Source organism: Phytopseudomonas flavescens (genome assembly GCF_900100535.1).
In the GTDB taxonomy this organism is placed as follows: Bacteria; Pseudomonadota; Gammaproteobacteria; order Pseudomonadales; family Pseudomonadaceae; genus Aquipseudomonas; species Aquipseudomonas flavescens.
On record NZ_FNDG01000005.1, the window covers coordinates 1 to 19359 of the forward strand.

Below are 19359 nucleotides of genomic sequence, written 5' to 3' on the forward strand. Positions count from 1 at the left end.
GGTTCATCCGGGGCTCCTGGAGTGCTTGGTTGGTCGCACTTCCAGAATTCCGGGAATGCCCCGGATGAACAACCTACTGAGAGATCACACCTAGCCACTCATATACTGTCACAACCGCCAGCGAACCTCAGCACCACTCACCTCGTCGTAGACCATGAGGCCCTTGTTCGGGCCGTCGCGAACTCACCAGCATGAGGAAATGGTTATGCAGGTCATGGTCAACAGCGGAAAGCATGTCGACACCTCGATGGCATTCAAGGCGGATATCAGAGGTCGAGTACGGGACAAGCTGCAGCGCTATGAGGATCACCTCACCCGCGTGGAGATTCATCTCTCCGACGAAAACGCCCTGAAAAGTGGCCCCCAGGACAAACGCTGCAAGGTCGAAGCGCGCCTCAAGGGGCGTGACCCGATGTCGGTATCCTTCGATGCCGGCGAACTGCGGCAAGCCATCGACGGCGCCATGAACAAGCTCACCAGCGTGCTCGATCGCAACCTTGGCAAGAATGCCAAGAAGTGGATTCACTGAGAGCGACAACCGGCTGTACTGCCTCAGCGCAGCAGTCTGCCGACTGCTGAAGCGCGCAGGGTGGGTGACGCTTCTTCACCCACCGTATTTTGATCCCGCGTGCTGGACGGATCGGGCCGCGCAGGTGAAGCGTCAATCTCGCGCGAACTACGCCACCAGGGTAGCGGACAGCATCAACTCCGGCCGCGCCACAGGCGCTCCAGATAGTGCAGATCTTCCGGGCGGGTGACCTTGAGGTTATCCGCCCGGCCTTCGACGAGACGCGGCGATTGACCGGCCCACTCGATCGCCGAGGCTTCGTCGGTCACTGCAACATCCGAAACCAGTGCCTCGGCGAGCGCGCGGTGCAAGGCGCCGAGACGGAACATCTGCGGCGTGTAAGCCTGCCAGATGACCGAGCGATCGATGGTTTCGCGCACACGTCCATCGCTGCCGACACGCTTGAGGGTGTCCCGAGCGGGGACGGCGAGCAGCCCGCCTACCGCGTCGTCAGCCAACTCGGCCAACAGCAGATCGAGATCTGCCTGCGCCAGGTTGGGCCGGGCGGCGTCGTGCACCAGTACCCAATCCTGCTCACTGCCACCCAGTTCTCCCAGGCGCAGCAACGCATTGAGCACCGAGTCGGCGCGCTCGGCACCGCCGTTGGCAATCTGGATGCGCGGGTCGCGGGCACAACTCAGGTTCGGCCAGAACGGATCGTCCTCGGCCAGGCTGACCACCACGCCACGCAGGCACGGATGGTCGAGGAAACAGTTGAGGGTGTGTTCGAGAATGCTCTTGCCGGCCAGCTGCAGATACTGCTTGGGCTTGTCGGCATGCATGCGGCTGCCGATGCCGGCGGCCGGAATCACCGCCCAGAAGGACGGCAGATCAGGAGTGTTCATTCAGCCAACTGATAGAGGGTTTCGCCGTCCTTGACCATGCCCAGCTCATGGCGGGCGCGTTCTTCGACGGTTTCCATGCCTTTCTTCAGCTCCATCACTTCCGCCTCGAGGATGCGGTTACGCTCGAGCAGACGCTCGTTCTCGCCTTCCTGGTCGGCGATCTGCTGCTGCAGATCGCTGACCTGCGCCAGGCTGCCCTCGCCTACCCACAGGCGATATTGCAGCCCTGCAAGTACCAGAACCAGAACGAGGAACAGCCAGTAGGGACTACGCATGGCAGGTGAGGCACTCGGATAAGGAAGGGTCGCTGCTGCGGACATCTGTCGATTCTCCCTGCGTCATCGGCATCCGACAAGACCGTGAAGTCGACTCGGCAGATTTTCACAGTGCCCGCATGGCGAGGCGTTGGCCACCTCGCCGGCGAATCTGCCTTAGCCGCGGAACTCGCTGCGACCACGGTACGGCGCCTTGGCGCCCAGTTGCTCTTCGATACGCAGCAACTGGTTGTACTTGGACACGCGATCGGAGCGGCACAGCGAGCCGGTCTTGATCTGACCAGCGGCAGTGCCCACCGCCAGGTCGGCGATGGTGCTGTCTTCGGTCTCGCCGCTGCGGTGCGAGATGACCGCGGTGTAACCTGCGGCCTTGGCCATCTGGATGGCTTCCAGGGTTTCGCTCAGCGAACCGATCTGGTTGAACTTGATCAGGATCGAGTTACCGATGCCCTTGTCGATGCCTTCCTTGAGGATCTTGGTATTGGTCACGAACAGGTCGTCGCCAACCAGTTGCACCTTGGCGCCGATCTTGTCGGTGAGGATCTTCCAGCCCGCCCAGTCGGACTCGTCCAGACCGTCTTCGATGGAGATGATCGGGAAGCGCTCGGTCAGGCCTTTCAGGTACTCGGCAAAACCTTCGGCGTCGAAGGATTTACCTTCGCCAGACAGGTTGTACTTGCCGTCTTCGTAGAACTCGCTAGCGGCACAGTCCAGTGCCAGGGTAACGTCGGTGCCCAGCTTGTAACCGGCGTTGGCAACCGCTTCGGCAATCGCCGACAGCGCGTCCTCGTTGGAGGCCAGGTTCGGTGCGAAACCACCCTCGTCGCCGACCGCAGTGCTCAGACCACGGGCCTTGAGCACGGCCTTGAGGTGATGGAAGATTTCCGCGCCGATGCGCAGACCTTCGGCGAAGCTCGATGCGCCCACCGGCTGCACCATGAACTCCTGGATATCGACGTTGTTGTCGGCATGCTCGCCACCGTTGATGATGTTCATCATCGGCACGGGCATGGAGTACTGGCCAGGGGTGCCATTGAGGTTGGCGATGTGCGCATAGAGCGGCAGATCCTGATCCTGAGCGGCGGCCTTGGCGGCGGCCAGGGAGACGGCGAGGATCGCGTTGGCGCCCAGGGTGGCCTTGTTCTCGGTGCCGTCCAGATCGATCATGATCTTGTCCAGAGCCTTCTGGTCGACCGGATCCTTGCCCAGCAGCGCGTCGCGGATCGGCCCGTTGATGTTGCCAACGGCCTTGAGGACGCCCTTGCCGAGGTAACGGCTCTTGTCGCCATCACGCAGTTCCAGCGCTTCGCGCGAACCGGTGGAGGCACCGGACGGCGCACAGGCGCTGCCGACGATGCCATTGTCGAGGATTACGTCCGCTTCCACGGTGGGGTTGCCACGGGAGTCGAGAACCTCACGACCCTTGATGTCGACGATCTTTGCCATTCTTGTAAGCTCTCCAGAAATTGTCGAAAACGCACTGCTGCATTCGGCTGCCAGCACCGGGCACGCTCGACGGCAGACCGGGCTGACATGACAAACCCGGCCAGAAGGCCGGGCGGTGAAACAGATAAGCGACCGTGGAAACGCCGATCAGGCGGTTTCGATCGGATCCTGACTCTTGATCAGATCATCCAGCTGCTTGAGCTGCGCCAGGAACGGCTCGAGCTTGTCCAGACGCAAGGCACAAGGGCCATCGCACTTGGCATTTTCCGGATCCGGATGCGCCTCGAGGAACAGCCCGGCCAGTCCCTGACTCATGCCCGCCTTGGCCAGCTCGGTGACCTGGGCACGCCGCCCGCCAGCGGAATCCGAACGCCCGCCCGGCATCTGCAGGGCGTGGGTGACGTCGAAGAACACCGGGTACTCGAAGGCCTTCATGATGCCGAAGCCCAGCATGTCCACCACCAGGTTGTTGTACCCGAAGGAGGAACCGCGCTCACAGAGGATCAGCTGATCGTTCCCGGCTTCGACACACTTGGCGAGAATATGTTTCATTTCCTGAGGTGCGAGGAACTGCGCCTTCTTGATGTTGATCACCGCACCGGTCTTGGCCATGGCCACCACCAGGTCGGTCTGCCGCGAGAGGAAGGCCGGCAACTGGATGATGTCGCAGACGTCCGCCACCGGCTGCGCCTGGTAGGGTTCGTGCACATCGGTGATCACCGGAACGCCGAAGGTCTTCTTCACCTCTTCGAAGATCTTCATGCCCTCTTCCAGGCCAGGGCCGCGGAAGGAAGTCACCGACGAACGGTTGGCCTTGTCGAAGCTTGCCTTGAACACATAAGGGATACCGAGCTTGTCGGTGACCCGCACGTACTCTTCACAGGTACGCAGGGCAAGCTCACGGGATTCCAGCACGTTGATGCCGCCGAACAGCACGAACGGCTTGTCGTTGGCGACATCGATCGCGCCAACGCGGATGGTCTTCTGCGCCATGGGTCAGGCCTTCTGCGCTTGGTGCGCCAGGGCGGCGTTGACGAAACCACTGAACAGCGGGTGGCCGTCACGCGGCGTGGAGGTGAATTCCGGGTGGAACTGGCAGGCCACGAACCACGGATGATCCGCGCTCTCCACCACTTCCACCAGAGCGCCGTCGCCGGAGCGCCCGGTGACCTTGAGGCCAGCATCGAGCAGTTGCGGCAGCAGGTTGTTGTTCACTTCGTAACGATGGCGGTGGCGCTCGACGATCACGTCCTTGCCGTAGCAGTCGTGAACCTTGGAGCCGCTCAGCAGTTGGCAATCCTGGGCGCCAAGGCGCATGGTGCCGCCAAGGTCGGAGGCTTCGGTACGCTGTTCGGTCGCACCGGTGGCGTCCTGCCACTCGGTGATCAGCCCCACCACCGGATGCTGGCTGGCGATGTCGAACTCGGTGGAGTTGGCATCATTCCAGCCCAGCACGTTACGGGCGAACTCGATGACCGCCACCTGCATGCCCAGGCAGATGCCCAGGTAGGGAATCTTGTTCTCGCGAGCGTACTGGACGGTCTTGATCTTGCCTTCCACGCCACGCAGACCGAAACCGCCTGGAACCAGAATGGCATCGACGCCCTGCAGCAGGTCGGTGCCCTGGTTCTCGATGTCTTCGGAATCGATATAACGCAGGTTGACCTTGGTACGGTTGCTGATACCGGCATGGCTCATCGCTTCGATCAGCGACTTGTAGGCATCCAGAAGCTCCATGTACTTGCCGACCATGGCGATGTTGACTTCTTTTTCCGGGTTCAGCTTGGCATCGACCACGCGATCCCACTCGGACAGGTCGGCACCGCGACATTCCAGAGCGAAACGCTCGACGACGAAATCATCCAGCCCCTGCGAGTGCAGGATGCCCGGGATCTTGTAGATGGTGTCGGCGTCTTCCAGGGCGATTACTGCGCGCTCTTCGACGTTGGTGAACTGGGCGATCTTGCGGCGCGACGACAGGTCGATCGGGTGATCGGAGCGGCACACCAGCACATCCGGCTGCAGGCCGATGGAGCGCAGCTCCTTGACAGAATGCTGGGTCGGCTTGGTCTTGGTTTCGCCGGCGGTGGCGATGTACGGCACCAGCGTCAGGTGCATCAGCATGGCGCGCTTGGCGCCCACTTCGAAACGCAGCTGGCGAATCGCCTCGAGGAACGGTTGCGACTCGATATCGCCCACGGTACCGCCGATTTCGACCATGGCGACGTCAGCGTCGCCGGCGCCCTTGATGATGCGGCGCTTGATCTCGTCGGTGATGTGCGGGATGACCTGGATGGTCGCGCCCAGGTAATCCCCCCGGCGCTCCTTGCGCAGTACGTCTTCGTAGACGCGGCCGGTGGTGAAGTTGTTGTTCTGGGTCATCGTGGTGCGGATGAACCGCTCATAGTGCCCCAGGTCGAGATCGGTCTCGGCACCGTCATGGGTGACGAATACTTCACCGTGCTGGAACGGGCTCATGGTGCCCGGATCGACGTTGATGTAGGGATCCAGTTTGAGCATCGTGACCTTCAGGCCCCGCGCCTCCAGGATGGCAGCCAGGGATGCCGAGGCGATGCCTTTCCCCAATGAAGAAACAACACCACCCGTGACGAATATGAAGCGCGTCATGAAAAACCCTAAGAAGTCAGCAGTGGCGGTCGAGCCGCCGGGGAGCAGAGAAGGCCTTGGTTCACCTTAGCAAACATGGCGAACCATGCCGGCAAATAGCAAACATCCACCGCTTCTGAAGAAGCAGCGAATACCTGAATAGAGACGGGAGCGTAGTCTACCGGAAACGTCCTGACGGGGGAAGAACGTGAAGCCCGACGCTCGCTGAAAGCCACGGCAGCGAAGCCTCCATCGGGCGGCCCGAAGCGCTCTGCGGGCAGCCTCTCGGCCACGCCCGCAGCGACGCGAAGCCCTGCATGCCGGCGGCGTCAACGACCCCGTCCGCCATCAGCTGATGGCCGGCGGCTGCCAGTGGAACCTGCCGCAACCTGGGCTGGCGAACAGATTGGCGAGGGCCACGAGTCGCCCATCGCATAGCAGTAAAGGAAGGCGCCCGCGAATGAATGCCGGCACGCCAGACTGCTGCAGGAAGCGCTTCACGTCACGCCGTCCCCGCCCAGGCAACTCGATGACCTCGCCCCCCTGACGGTAACCTACGCTCAACCGCCCCGCCGGGATCGCGCCGTCGAGCCAGACATGACCATTGCCAGGCAGTGTCAGCGGCTGCGTCGCCATATGCCAGGGTTGTGGCTGGCTCGAGCAGCCTGCTGCCCAGCCTGCAGCGAGCCAGAACAGGCAGTTGCCATGGCGCCGCAGTTCGCCATTCTCGAGTCGCCAGACCGGTCCGGCATCGGCTCCTGCATCCCGCAGATCGAGCCACCCCTGCCAATGACGGCTATCGGGCAGGCGACCGAAGTCCGCCAACCAGTGACGCAACAGGTTGCGCTGCCGGGCATCGGACAGCTCGCGCAGGGCCTGCAGATCGAGACAGGGAATATCGAGCCAGTCGAAACCGCTCGACGCACGGGCTCGCTGCAGATCGATTTCGGCCAGCTCCTCCAGCAAGGCCAGTGCCTCGGCCTGATGTTGCGCCGCCCGGGCCACGACCTGGGACGCGCTCGGCCAGCGCCGCTGCAAACGCGGCAGGATTTCCAGACGCAGAAAGTTGCGGGCCGGCCCGCTGTCGGCATTCGACGGGTCCTCCACCCAGCACAGCTCATGCACCTCGGCATGAGCCCGCAGGTCGCTGCGCGGCACATCCAGCAGCGGCCGCACGACATGCCCGGCAGCCAACGCACGGCTAGCCGCCATGGCCGCCAGACCGCGCACCCCAGCACCACGCAGCAGACGATAGAGAACGGTCTCCGCCTGATCATCTTGGTGCTGAGCGAACAGCAGCACCTCACGCGGATTCAGCAGCGCGGAAAACGCAGCATAACGAGCGTCACGAGCCGCTCGCTCCAGACTGGCACCCGGCGCGACCTGAACATGTTCGACATGCAGCGGCACGCCCAGCTCATCGCACAGGCGCTGGCAATGCAGCGGCCAGGCGTCGGCCGCGACCTGCAAGCCGTGATGCACATGGATAGCGGAAATGGGTGGCAGCGCGTGGCTTCGTGCAGCCACTGCCAGCACATGCAGAAGCACGGTGGAATCGAGCCCGCCGGAGAAAGCCACTCGCCAAGCCGACGCCCCACGCCACGGAGCGAGGCGCGCGAGCAGAGCCGATTCGAGGGACATGGCGCGGTTTAGCGGGGCGACCCTGCAGGCATGCGCATCGCCAGAGCGGCGACTTGCATGCCTGCAGGGCAAGCCGGCATCAGGCGATACCGTAGCTCATCAGACGCTCGTAGCGGCGCGCCAACAGCGCCTCGGTATCGAGCCCGCGCAGCTCTTCGAGCTGAGCGCTCAGAACCTGGCGGATGGATTCGGCCGCAGCGGCCGGATCGCGGTGTGCGCCGCCCAGCGGCTCGGCGATCACTTTATCGACGATGCCCAGGCCCTTCAGGCGCTCGGCAGTGATGCCCATGGCCTCGGCGGCATCCGGCGCCTTCTCGGCGGTTTTCCACAGGATCGATGCGCAACCTTCCGGCGAGATCACCGCATAGGTCGAATACTGCAACATGTTGAGGTTGTCGCATACGCCGATGGCCAGGGCACCGCCAGAACCACCTTCGCCGATCACGGTGGAGATGATCGGCGTTTTCAGACGTGCCATGACACGCAGGTTCCAGGCGATCGCCTCGCTCTGACCGCGCTCTTCGGCGTCGATCCCCGGGTAGGCGCCCGGCGTATCGATGAAGGTCAGGATCGGCATCTTGAAGCGCTCGGCCATCTCCATCAGGCGACAGGCCTTGCGGTAGCCTTCGGGCCGCGGCATGCCGAAGTTGCGGCGCACCTTCTCGCGAACCTCGCGGCCCTTCTGATGGCCAATGACCATGGCCGGCTGGCCATTGAGGCGGGCAACGCCACCGACGATGGCAGCGTCGTCGGAAAAGTGACGATCACCGTGCAGCTCGTCGAACTCGGTGAAGATGTGCTGCAGGTAATCCAGGGTGTAGGGCCGCTGCGGATGACGGGCGAGCCTGGCGATCTGCCAACTGGTCAGATTGCCGAAGATGCTCTCGGTCAGCGTGCTGCTCTTGTCCTGCAGACGGGCGATTTCCTCGCCGATGTTCAGGGAGTTGTGATTGCCAACCAGGCGAAGCTCTTCGATCTTGGCTTGCAGGTCGGCAATCGGCTGTTCGAAATCGAGGTAATTCGGGTTCATAGGCATCCGTCATGCGTCGACGGCCACAGGGCCGGGGAGCGTGTATCCATTTGGCGCCTACCTTATAGGAACAGGCGCATTCAGGTCGACACTTGCAAGCGCTTCCGGCAGCGAATATGCCAGCGAATGCACGCTGGCGTTCACTCGGCGAGCAAAATCCACGGGATCCGCCCGCGCCAGCGGCGATCATGCAGTGTCACGGGCGTCGTGCGGAGTCTTCACAGACCGATTAGCCCCGCACTTCAGCGCCGCAATTCTAGCGGTATTGCAGAAAGACGTTGTCTCGCCCGAACTGGTCACGCAAAGCTTGGATCAAGCTGTCGGCCGGATCGATTCGCCAGTCCTCGCCGAACTGCAGCAAGGCCCGTGCATCGGCACCGGTGTAGTCCAGGGTGATCGGGCAGGCGCCACGGTGGCGGCGACACAACTCCCCCAGCCAGCGTAGACGATCACCTTTCAGCGCGCTGGCCTGCACGCGAACACGCAGGCTCTCGGCCAGGCCGGTACGCGCCTCCTCCAGGCTCATCACCCGCTTGGCGCGCAGGCGCATGCCACCCGAGAAATCGTCATTGCTGACCTCCCCTTCCACCACTACCAGGGCGTCGCTCTGCAGCAGCGCCTGGTTGCTGGCGAAGGCGTCGGCGAACAGCGAGGCTTCGATGCGCCCTGAACGGTCGTCCAGGGTAATGAAGCCCATCTTGTCGCCCTTCTTGTTCTTCATCACTCGCAGGTTGACGATCAGGCCTGCCACGGTCTGGGTGTCGCGGGCCGGCTTGAGGTCGACGATGCGTTGGCGGGCGAAACGCCGCACTTCGCTTTCGTACTCGTCGATCGGGTGGCCGGTCAGGTAAAGGCCCAGGGTGTCCTTCTCGCCCTTGAGCCGTTCCTTGAGCGACAGCTCCTTGGCACGGTGGTGATTGGCATAAACGTCCGCCTCAGGGCTGGCGAACACGCCGCCGAACAGGTCCATATGGCCGCTGTCATGGCTGCGCGCAGTCTGCTCGGCGGCCTGCACGGCCTCCTCCATCGCCGATAGCAGCACCGCACGGTTGCGGTCGATGTTGGCCTGATAGGCCTTGAGCTCGTCATAGAAATGCGGGCCCAGGCGATCCAGCGCACCACTGCGGATCAAGGCATCCATGGTGCGCTTGTTGATGCGCTTGAGGTCGACCCGCGAGCAGAAGTCGAACAGATCCTTGAACGGGCCATCCTGGCGTGCCTCGACGATGGCCTCGACCGGGCCTTCGCCAACGCCCTTGACCGCGCCCAGGCCATAAAGAATCCGCGGCACATTATTCGCGTCATGACTGACGGTGAACTTGAACTCGGAGGCGTTGACATCCGGCGGATCGATGCGCAGCTTCATGCTGCGGCATTCTTCGATGAGGATCACCACCTTGTCGGTGTTGTGCATGTCCGCCGACAGCACCGCCGCCATGAACGGCGCCGGGTAATGCGCCTTCAGCCAGGCGGTCTGGTAGGAGACCAGGCCATAGGCGGCCGAGTGGGATTTGTTGAAGCCATAGCCGGCGAACTTTTCCACCAGGTCGAAGATGTTGCCCGCCAGCTCGGCATCGATATTGTTGTTGGCACAACCTTCGATGAAGCCACCACGCTGCTTGGCCATCTCCTCGGGCTTCTTCTTGCCCATGGCACGGCGCAGCATGTCTGCCTGACCGAGGGTATAGCCACCCATGACCTGGGCGATCTGCATCACCTGTTCCTGGTAGAGGATGATCCCGTAGGTCGGCTTGAGCACCGGCTCCAGGCCGGCGTACTGGTAATCGGGGTGCGGGTACGACAGCTCGGCACGGCCGTGCTTGCGGTTGATGAAGTCATCCACCATGCCGGACTGCAGCGGGCCGGGGCGGAACAACGCCACCAGAGCGATCATGTCCTCCAGGCAGTCGGGCTTGAGCTTCTTGATCAGCTCCTTCATGCCCCGCGATTCGAGCTGGAAGACCGCGGTGGTCTCCGCTTTCTGGAGCATCTGGTAGGTAGGCTTGTCGTCCAGCGGGATGAAATCGATGTTGACCAGATTCTCTTCCGGCTCGCCGGCCGCGCGCTGATCGCGGTGGATGGTCTCCAGCGCCCATTTGATGATGGTCAGGGTCCGCAGGCCGAGAAAGTCGAACTTCACCAGGCCGGCCTGCTCGACGTCGTCCTTGTCGAACTGAGTGACCAGGCCGGCGCCTTCTTCATCGCAGGCGATCGGCGAGAAGTCGGTCAGCTTGGTCGGTGCGATCACCACGCCACCGGCGTGCTTGCCGGTGCCGCGCACGATGCCTTCGAGCTTGAGCGACATCTCCCAGATCTCGGCGGCCTCTTCATCGTTCTTGATGAAGTCGCGCAGCGGCTCCTCCATCTCGAAGGCCTTTTCCAGGGTCATGCCGACTTCGAACGGAATCATCTTCGACAGGCGATCGGCCAGGCCATAGGACTTGCCCTGCACCCGCGCCACGTCGCGCACCACCGCCTTGGCCGCCATGGAGCCGAAGGTGATGATCTGGCTCACCGCGTTACGGCCGTACTTCTCGGCCACGTAGTCGATGACCCGGTCACGGCCATCCATGCAGAAGTCGACGTCGAAGTCGGGCATGGATACCCGTTCGGGGTTGAGGAACCGTTCGAACAGCAGATCGTAGGCCAACGGATCGAGGTCGGTGATCTTCTGCACGTAGGCCACCAGCGAGCCAGCGCCCGAGCCACGCCCCGGCCCGACCGGCACGCCATTGCTCTTGGCCCACTGGATGAAGTCCATAACGATCAGGAAGTAGCCGGGGAAGCCCATCTGGATGATGATATCCAGCTCGAAATTCAGCCGGTCGATATAGACCTGCTTCTTCGCGTCGTAGTCCGGGGTGTCCTTGGGCAGCAGAACCTCGAGGCGCTCTTCCAGGCCGTCGAACGACACTTTGCGGAAGTACTCGTCGATGGTCATGCCTTGCGGCACCGGGAAGTCCGGCAGGAAGTATTTGCCGAGCAGCACTTCGATGTTGCAGCGCTTGGCGATCTCGACGGTGTTTTCCAGCGCGTCGGGCAGATCGCTGAACAGCTCGGCCATTTCCTGCGGCGACTTCAGGTACTGCTGGTCGGAGTAGATACGCGGCCGGCGCGGGTCGTCGAGAATGCGGCTTTCACCGATGCAGACGCGGGTTTCGTGGGCTTCGAAGTCGCCCTGCTTGAGAAAACGCACGTCGTTGGTCGCCACCAGCGGCGCCCCCAGCCTGTCCGCCAGGGCCACGGCCGCGTGCACGTGCTCTTCGTCGTTGACGCGGCTGGTGCGCTGCACTTCCAGATAGAAACGCTCCGGAAACACCGCCTGCCATTCCTGCAACAGCGCTTCGGCCTTGGCCAGTTCGCCATCGAGCAGGGCGTGACCGATCTCACCTTCCTTGGCACCGGACAGGGCGATCAGCCCCTCGCTGGCAGCCTTCACCCAGTCGCGCTGGATGATCACCAGGTCGTTGCTCTGCCCTTCGCTCCAGCCGCGGGAAACCAGTTCGGTGAGGTTGCGATAGCCCTTGGGGTTCATCGCCAACAGGGTCATGCGGGTCAGGGGGCCGTCTTCGTAGGCGCTGGCCAGCCAGATATCGGCACCGCAGATCGGCTTGATGCCGGCACCCATGGCGGCCTTGTAGAACTTCACCAACGAGCACATGTTGCTCATGTCGGTGACCGCCACCGCCGGCATGCCCGAGCCGGCCACGGCCTTGACCAGGGGCTTGACGCGAACCAGTCCGTCGACCAGGGAGTATTCGGTGTGCAGGCGAAGATGAACGAAAGAAACAGCCATGAAGAAGCCCTGCAGGAAAAGCGACAAAACGCGGATTGTACCGTAACTGGGAGGCTGGACAGCGGACTGAGTACGCTCAGTTGACGCGCGTGGCTTCCAGCAATCGACGCACCGGCGCGAAGGAGCGCCGGTGGATGGGGGTCGGGCCCAGGCGTATCAGGGCCTCGAGGTGCACGGGCGTCGGATAACCCTTGTGCAGGGCGATGCCGTACCCCGGATAGAGCGCGTCGAGCTCGCCCATCTCGCGGTCACGACTGACCTTGGCGAGGATCGAAGCCGCGGCGATAGCCGGCACCTGCGCATCGCCACCGACCACCGGCGCGCTGGGCACGGACAGTTTCGGGCAGCGGTTGCCGTCGATCAACGCCAGTTTCGGTGTCACGCTCAGGCCCTCGACGGCACGCTGCATGGCCAGCAGGGTGGCATGCAGGATATTCAGCCGGTCGATCTCTTCCACTTCGGCACGCGCGATGCACCAGGCCAGCGCCTTCTCGCGGATTTCATCGAACAGCTTCTCGCGCCGTGCCGGGCTGAGTTTCTTGGAATCGTTGAGACCGAGGATCGGCCGCATCGGGTCGAGGATCACCGCAGCGGTCACCACCGCCCCACACAATGGACCGCGTCCGACTTCGTCGACACCGGCGACCAGCTCTTCGACGGTGGAAAAATCCAGCCCCATTTGCATCAGCGCCGCCCCAGCAGATCGAGCACCGCAGCCGCCGCACGCTCGGAGGCACCGCGTCGCAGGGTGCGGTGAATGGCATCGAACCCCTCGGTCTGAGCGTCGCCGTCGGCCAGCAAGGGTGCCACCGCCTGAGCCAGGGCATCGGCAGTGGCCGCGTCCTGGATCAGCTCGGGTACCAGCAGGCGCTGCGCGAGCAGGTTAGGCAGCGAGATGTACGGGCTCTTCACCAGGCGCTTGAGAATGCTGAAGGTCATCGGCGCCACGCGGTAGGCCACCACCATTGGCCGCTTGTAGAGCAGCGCTTCGAGGGTGGCAGTGCCCGACGCGATCAACACGGCATCGCAGGCGGCCAGGGCATCGTGGGAACGCCCGTCGAGCAACTGCAGGGGGAGGTCGCGATCGCCCAGCATCTGCTCGATCTGCGCGCGGCGCTCGAGGCTGGCACAGGGCAGTACGAAACGCACACCCGGGCGCAGCGCACGCAGCCGCTGCGCCGCATCGAGAAACAGACTGCCCAGCCGCGACACTTCACCGCCGCGGCTACCTGGCAGCAATGCCACCACGGGCGCGTCCAAGGGCAGCCCGAGTAGCTCGCGAGCCGCAGCGCGGTCGGCCTGCAACGGAATGGCGTCTGCCAGCGGATGGCCGACGAAGCACACGGGAACCTGGTGCGCTTCGTAGAACTGCGCCTCGAAGGGAAACAAGGTGAGCATCAGGTCGCAGGCATCGCGAATTTTCAGCACGCGTTTCTGCCGCCAGGCCCACACCGAGGGGCTGACGTAATGCACGGTGCGAATGCCGGCACGGCGCAGCTTGAGCTCGACCCCCAGGGTGAAGTCCGGCGCGTCGATGCCGATGAACACATCGGGCCTGCGCTCGATCAACCGGCTGATGAGCCGCCGACGGCGTGACAGCAGCTCAGGCAAACGGCCGAGCACCTCGACCAGCCCCATGACCGCCAGGCGCTCCATGGGAAAATCGCTGACCAGCCCCTCGGCCTGCATCCGCGGGCCGCCGACTCCGATGAATTCGACACTAGGATGCAGGGCCTTCAAGGCCTGCATCAGACCAGCCCCGAGAATATCGCCAGACGCCTCGCCGGCGACCAGCGCGACACGCAATGCCTCAGCCATGGGTCAGCGGGTGATGCCGCGGCTGGAGGTAAGGATCGAATCGCGGAAAACCGCCACTTCGGAGAACTGCGCGGCCACGTCCTCCAACTCCACCAGCGCTTCTTCGATGGTGAAGCCCTGGCGATAGACGATCTTGTAGGCACGGCGCAGCGCCTGCATCGACTCGGGGCTGAATCCCCGGCGGCGCAAACCCTCGAAGTTCATGCTGCGCGCCTCGGCGGGATTGCCGGATACGGTGACGTAAGCCGGAACATCCTTGCCGATTGCCGCCCCCATGCCGGCAAAGGAGTGCGCGCCGATATGGCAGAACTGATGGACCAGCGTGTAACCGGACAGGATCGCCCAATCACCGATGTGTACATGCCCCGCCAGCGCCACGTTGTTGACCAGGATGCAGTGGTTGCCGACGACGCTGTCGTGACCGATATGGGCGTAGGCCATGATCAGGTTGTGGTCACCGATGGTGGTTTCGTCACGATCCTGAATGGTGCCACGGTGCATGGTCACGCCTTCACGGATGATGTTGTGGTCACCGATGACCAGGCGCGTGGGTTCGCCCTTGTACTTGCGATCCGGGGTGTCCTCGCCGAGCGAGGCGAACTGGTAGATGCGGTTGTGCCTGCCGATACGGGTAGGGCCCTTGATGATCACATTGGGACCCAGCACGCTGCCCTCGCCGATTTCTACGTCGGGCCCAATGATCGACCAAGGGCCGACGACGACGTCGTCCGCCAGCCTGGCACTGGGATCGATGATGGCGCGAGGGTCAATCAAACTCATAACTTGCGTTCCGCACAGATGATTTCGGCCGAGCACACTTCCTTGCCGTCTACCGTCGCCTTGCATTCGAACTTCCAGATACTGCGCTTGCTGCTGAGGAACCTGGCCTCGAGGATCAGTTGGTCGCCAGGCACGACCGGCTGACGGAAGCGTAGCTTATCGGAGCCGACGAAATAGTAGAGCGTGCCGTCGGCAGGCTTCACGTCCATCATCTTGAAACCCAGGATGCCGGCGGCTTGCGCCATGGCCTCGATGATCAGGACGCCGGGCATGATCGGATGCTCGGGGAAATGGCCGTTGAAGAATGGCTCGTTGACGCTGACATTCTTGTAGGCACGAACGCTCTTGCCCTCGATATCCAGCTCCGTGACTCGATCCACCAGCAGGAACGGGTAGCGGTGCGGCAAGTACTCGCGAATTTCGTTGATTTCCATCATTTCCAGAGAAGCCCGTAATAAAAAGAAGAGAGCACGGCGTCAGCCATGCTCAGGCATCAGATGAGGCATTCCCGCTAGAGGTCACGGCAGCCAGTTGTTTTTCCAACTGCTTCACACGCCGTGCCATGTCGTCCAGCTGGCGGATGCGCGCCACGCTTTTCTTCCACTCGCCCGCAGGTTGCATGGCGGTACCGGATGAATAGGCACCTGGCTCGGTGATCGAGCGGGTGACCATGGTCATCCCGGTGACGTAGACGCCGTCGCACACGTCGATATGCCCGACCATGCCAACGCCACCGGCGATCATGCAGTTCTTGCCGATCGAGGTACTGCCGGAAATACCGACGCAGGCAGCCATCGCCGTGTGGTCGCCGACCTGTACGTTGTGCGCGATCATGATCTGGTTATCCAGCTTCACGCCATTGCCGATACGGGTATCGGACAGCGAACCGCGATCGAGAGTGGTGTTGGCACCGATCTCGACGTCGTCGCCGATGCTCACGCCGCCGATCTGCGCGATCTTCTTCCAGACCCCCTTGTGGTTGGCGAAGCCGAAGCCCTCACCACCGATCACCGCCCCCGACTGGATGACCACTCGCTTGCCAATGCGCACATCGTGGTACAGCGTAACCCGCGGCGCCAACCAGCCACCCTCGCCGATCTCGGATCGCGCACCGACCACACAATGGGCCCCCAGCGACACACCTGCCGCGATCTTCGCGCCACTCTCGATCACCACATAGGGCCCGATGGCGGCACTCGGATCGACCCACGCGTCATCTGCCACCAAGGCGGTGGGATGAACCCCCGCCGTCGCCCTGGGCTTGCTCTCGAACAGATGAGACAGCGACGCGTAGGCCAGGTAGGGATTGTCGACGACCAGCGCATTGCCAGAGAAATCGTCGGCGTCAGCGGCGGTAAGCAACACGGCAGCGGCCCGACAGCTTCCCAGGTGTTTGCGGTACTGGGCATTGGCCAGGAACGTCAGCTGAGACGGGCCGGCATCCTGCAAGGTTGCCAGCCCGTCGACCGTCTGTGAGGCGGCACCACGCAAGGTGGCGCCCAACCGCTCGGCCAGCTGGCCGAGGGTGAATACTGGCGAAGACATCATTAACGCAGCTGGTTCATGCGCTCGATGACCTTACGGGTGATGTCGTACTGAGGTTTGACATCGATCACCGCACCGCGCTCCAGCACCAGGTCGAAGTTGCCGGCCTTGATGACTTCTTCGACGGCCTTGTCCAGGTTGGGCTTGAGTTTCTTGAGCATGTCGCGATCAGCGGCGGCCTTGGCTTCATTCAGCTCCTTGGACTGGAACTGGAAGTCGCGGGCCTTCTGCTTGAAGTCCAGCTCGAGACGCTCGCGCTCGGCGGTCTGCATCTTCTCGCCATCCTTGACGACGCGATCCTGAATGCGCTTGGCATCGCTTTCCAGGGTCTTGAGCTTGTTCAGCTGCGGGCCGAACTTCTTCTCGGCGTCTACCGCGTAACGCTTGGCCGCATCGGATTCGAGCAGGGCCATCTGATAATTCAGGACCGCGACCTTCATTTCCGCGAATGCCGGGGTGGCCAGCAGGGTAGCGCTTAACAGAACCAGTTGAGTCAACTTACGCACGGTGCAACTCCTGCAGAAAAACTGTCTTCATGATTCATGAGCAGACGCTTAGAACGTCTGGCCGAGGGAGAATTGGAATACCTGGGTATCGGCGTCGTCCGGCTTCTTCACCGGCATCGCCAGGCTGAAGCTCAGCGGACCGAGGGCGGTGATCCAGGTGACACCCACACCGACCGAACTGGCCAGGTTGCCGAAATCGATATCGCAGCTGTCACCACGAGCCTTCTGTGTGGAACTGCAGTCGGTATCGAACACGTTACCCACGTCCCAGAACAGGGCCGTGCGCAGCGAACGCTGATCCTTGACGAACGGCAACGGGAACAACAACTCGGCGCCGCCCTGGATCAACACGTTACCACCGAATGGCAGCGGATCCTGATCCGTGTCGGTATAGCGGCCAAGCTCATCAGGACCGTTGACAATCTCGCCTGCAGCGTTACGAACAACGCTCGGCGTACTGCGCGGGCCCAGGCTGTTGTCTTCGAAACCCCGTACCGAGTTGAAACCGCCGGCGTAATAGTTCTCGTAGAACGGCAGCTTGCTGGTGGAGCCGAACGCACCGCCGTATCCCAACTGGGTGTGGAAACGCATGGTGTAGGTATCGGTCAGCGGCTTGAAGACCTGGCCGCGGTAGTCGAGCTTGTAGAACGACAGGTCGCTGCCCGGCACGGTGGTTTCGAACACCAGACTCTGCGAATGCCCACGGTTGGCCAGCACGCCACGGTTCAGGGTGGACTCCGACCAGCCAACGGAAGCCTTGAAGTTCAGGTACTTATCGCCTTCCTGGCGGGTGAAGTCGAAAATCTCGTCAACGGTATAGCGACCGGTACTGATCTCATCCTGCTGCACAGTCAGGCCATAAGTCAGGCGAGCGGTCTCACTGATCGGGTAACCGATATTGATACCGGCGCCCAGGCTGTCGACCGAGTAGCTGGACACATCGACATCCAGCTCGTCGTAGTCGGTGGTGCGGTAGAAGGCGTTGTAGCCCAGGCTCACGCCGTCTTCCGTCCAGTAGGGATCGGTGAAGCTGAAGTTGTAGCGGCTCTGGTATTCGCTGCGGGTCAGGCCGAGGCTGACGCGGTTGCCGCTGCCGAGGAAGTTGTTCTGGGTGATCGAGCCACCGAGGATCAGACCGGCATTCTGGGCGAAACCGACGCTGGCGGTAATCGAACCGGAAGCCTGCTCTTCGACGCTGTAGTTGACGTCGACCTGGTCGTCGGTACCCGGCACTTGCGGGGTCTCGACGTTGACTTCCTTGAAGAAGCCCAGCCGTTCCAGGCGCACCTTGGACTGGTCGATCAGGTAGGTGGATGCCCAGCCGCCTTCCATCTGGCGCATTTCACGGCGCAGCACTTCATCTTCGGTCTTGGTGTTGCCACGGAAATTGACGCGATTGACGTACGCCCGCTTGCCCGGGTCGACGACGAAGGTGATCGACACCGAGTTGTCGTCATCGTGGGGCTCGGGCACACCGTTGACGTTGGCGAAGGTGTAGCCTTCGTTACCCAGGCGGCGGGTGATCAGTTCGCTGGTGGTGGTCATCACCTTGCGGGAGAACACCTGGCCTTGCTTGACCAACAGCAGCGCACGAACCTCTTCTTCCGGCACCTTGAGGTCGCCGGACAGTTTCACGTCGCGCACGGTGTACTTCTCGCCTTCATCGATATTGACGGTGATGTAGACGTGCTTCTTGTCCGGGGTGATGGACACCTGGGTGGAGGTGATGTCCATGTTGATGTAGCCGCGGTCCAGGTAGTAGGAACGCAGGCGCTCCAGGTCACCGGACAGTTTCTCACGGGCGTACTTGTCGTCGTTCTTGAAGAACGACAGCCAGTTGCTGGTCTTCAGTTCGAACAGATCGCTGAGATCTTCATCGGAAAAGACCTTGTTGCCCACCACGTTGATGTGCTGGATAGCGGCAACCGTGCCTTCGTTGATATTGATCTTCAGCGCCACGCGGTTACGCGGCTGGGGAATGACTTCCGCATCGATCTCGGCGGAGTAACGGCCCTGGGCCACGTACTGGCGCTGCAGCTCGTTACGCACGCCCTCGAGGGTGGCGCGCTGGAAGATTTCGCCTTCGGCCAGGCCGGACTGGTTCAGGCCCTTGAGCAGGTCATCGCTGCTGATGGCCTTGTTGCCTTCGATCTCGATACTGGAAATCGAAGGGCGTTCGACCACAGTGATGACCAGCACGTTGCCATCACGGCCCAGCTGGATATCCTGGAAGAAACCGGTTTTGAACAGTTCACGCGTCGCTTCGACCAGCGCGCGGTCGTCGGCCGGCTCGCCCACATTGAGGGGCAGCGCGCCGAACAGGCTTCCCGCGGAAACACGTTGCAGGCCGTTGACACGAATATCGGAGATGGTGAAGGACTCAGCGTGAACTTCGGCGATCATCAATGCGGCAAGTACCGCAGGTAGCAGCAGACGTTTCATGAAGTCCTTTCTTATTCCAACTAACGATAAGAAATCAGTCGTTCGAGACGAAAGATATTT

At 62.4% G+C, this 19359-nt stretch carries 16 protein-coding genes; 1 reads left to right on the forward strand and 15 read right to left on the reverse strand.

Going from position 1 to position 19359, the window contains the following annotated elements:
* Positions 1-205: 205 nt before the first annotated feature.
* Positions 206-529: an HPF/RaiA family ribosome-associated protein gene (locus BLR94_RS07775; RefSeq protein ID WP_084304195.1), complete on the forward strand. Its 324-nt coding sequence runs from the start codon at positions 206-208 to the stop codon at positions 527-529.
* Positions 530-702: 173 nt separating this feature from the next.
* On the opposite strand, the gene ispD is transcribed toward BLR94_RS07775, so the two are convergent.
* From ispD to bamA, 15 genes are all read right to left on the reverse strand, one after another.
* Positions 703-1413 (reverse strand): 2-C-methyl-D-erythritol 4-phosphate cytidylyltransferase, encoded by a 711-nt coding sequence (ispD, locus tag BLR94_RS07780; protein WP_084304196.1) that lies wholly within the window; start codon positions 1411-1413, stop codon positions 703-705.
* Positions 1410-1688, reverse strand: coding sequence for a cell division protein FtsB (gene ftsB, locus BLR94_RS07785; protein ID WP_084304197.1), 279 nt, complete (start codon positions 1686-1688; stop codon positions 1410-1412). The genes ispD and ftsB overlap by 4 nt, the downstream gene beginning before the upstream one ends.
* Before the next feature lie 156 nt (positions 1689-1844).
* Positions 1845-3134 (reverse strand): phosphopyruvate hydratase, encoded by a 1290-nt coding sequence (eno, locus tag BLR94_RS07790; RefSeq protein ID WP_084304198.1) that lies wholly within the window; start codon positions 3132-3134, stop codon positions 1845-1847.
* Positions 3135-3281: 147 nt separating this feature from the next.
* Positions 3282-4127, reverse strand: coding sequence for a 3-deoxy-8-phosphooctulonate synthase (gene kdsA / locus BLR94_RS07795; RefSeq protein WP_084304199.1), 846 nt, complete (start codon positions 4125-4127; stop codon positions 3282-3284).
* Positions 4128-4130: 3 nt separating this feature from the next.
* Positions 4131-5762: a CTP synthase gene (locus tag BLR94_RS07800; RefSeq protein WP_084304200.1), complete on the reverse strand. Its 1632-nt coding sequence runs from the start codon at positions 5760-5762 to the stop codon at positions 4131-4133.
* Positions 5763-6089: 327 nt separating this feature from the next.
* Positions 6090-7382 (reverse strand): tRNA lysidine(34) synthetase TilS, encoded by a 1293-nt coding sequence (gene tilS / locus BLR94_RS07805; protein ID WP_084304201.1) that lies wholly within the window; start codon positions 7380-7382, stop codon positions 6090-6092.
* A 79-nt stretch (positions 7383-7461) separates the two neighbouring features.
* The gene (locus BLR94_RS07810) at positions 7462-8412 is read right to left on the reverse strand and encodes an acetyl-CoA carboxylase carboxyltransferase subunit alpha (RefSeq protein WP_084304202.1); all 951 of its coding nucleotides are present in this window, start codon (positions 8410-8412) and stop codon (positions 7462-7464) included.
* A gap of 256 nt (positions 8413-8668) precedes the next feature.
* Positions 8669-12208, reverse strand: a complete 3540-nt coding sequence (dnaE, locus tag BLR94_RS07815) for a DNA polymerase III subunit alpha (RefSeq protein WP_084304203.1) — start codon at positions 12206-12208, stop codon at positions 8669-8671.
* Between the two features lie 76 nt (positions 12209-12284).
* The gene (gene rnhB / locus BLR94_RS07820; RefSeq protein WP_084304204.1) at positions 12285-12893 is read right to left on the reverse strand and encodes a ribonuclease HII; all 609 of its coding nucleotides are present in this window, start codon (positions 12891-12893) and stop codon (positions 12285-12287) included.
* Positions 12893-14026, reverse strand: a complete 1134-nt coding sequence (gene lpxB / locus BLR94_RS07825; protein ID WP_084304205.1) for a lipid-A-disaccharide synthase — start codon at positions 14024-14026, stop codon at positions 12893-12895. Before lpxB ends, rnhB begins: the two co-directional genes overlap by 1 nt.
* A 3-nt stretch (positions 14027-14029) precedes the next feature.
* On the reverse strand, positions 14030-14806 hold the full coding sequence (lpxA, locus tag BLR94_RS07830; RefSeq protein ID WP_084304206.1) for an acyl-ACP--UDP-N-acetylglucosamine O-acyltransferase: 777 nt from the start codon (positions 14804-14806) through the stop codon (positions 14030-14032).
* Positions 14803-15243 (reverse strand): 3-hydroxyacyl-ACP dehydratase FabZ, encoded by a 441-nt coding sequence (gene fabZ, locus BLR94_RS07835; RefSeq protein ID WP_084304207.1) that lies wholly within the window; start codon positions 15241-15243, stop codon positions 14803-14805. Before fabZ ends, lpxA begins: the two co-directional genes overlap by 4 nt.
* Positions 15244-15292: 49 nt before the next feature.
* A complete protein-coding gene (lpxD, locus tag BLR94_RS07840; protein WP_090423674.1) occupies positions 15293-16354 on the reverse strand; it encodes a UDP-3-O-(3-hydroxymyristoyl)glucosamine N-acyltransferase in 1062 nt (353 codons plus the stop codon).
* A complete protein-coding gene (locus BLR94_RS07845; RefSeq protein WP_084304208.1) occupies positions 16354-16857 on the reverse strand; it encodes an OmpH/Skp family outer membrane protein in 504 nt (167 codons plus the stop codon). Before BLR94_RS07845 ends, lpxD begins: the two co-directional genes overlap by 1 nt.
* A gap of 48 nt (positions 16858-16905) precedes the next feature.
* Positions 16906-19299, reverse strand: a complete 2394-nt coding sequence (gene bamA / locus BLR94_RS07850; protein WP_084304209.1) for an outer membrane protein assembly factor BamA — start codon at positions 19297-19299, stop codon at positions 16906-16908.
* Positions 19300-19359: the final 60 nt, after the last annotated feature.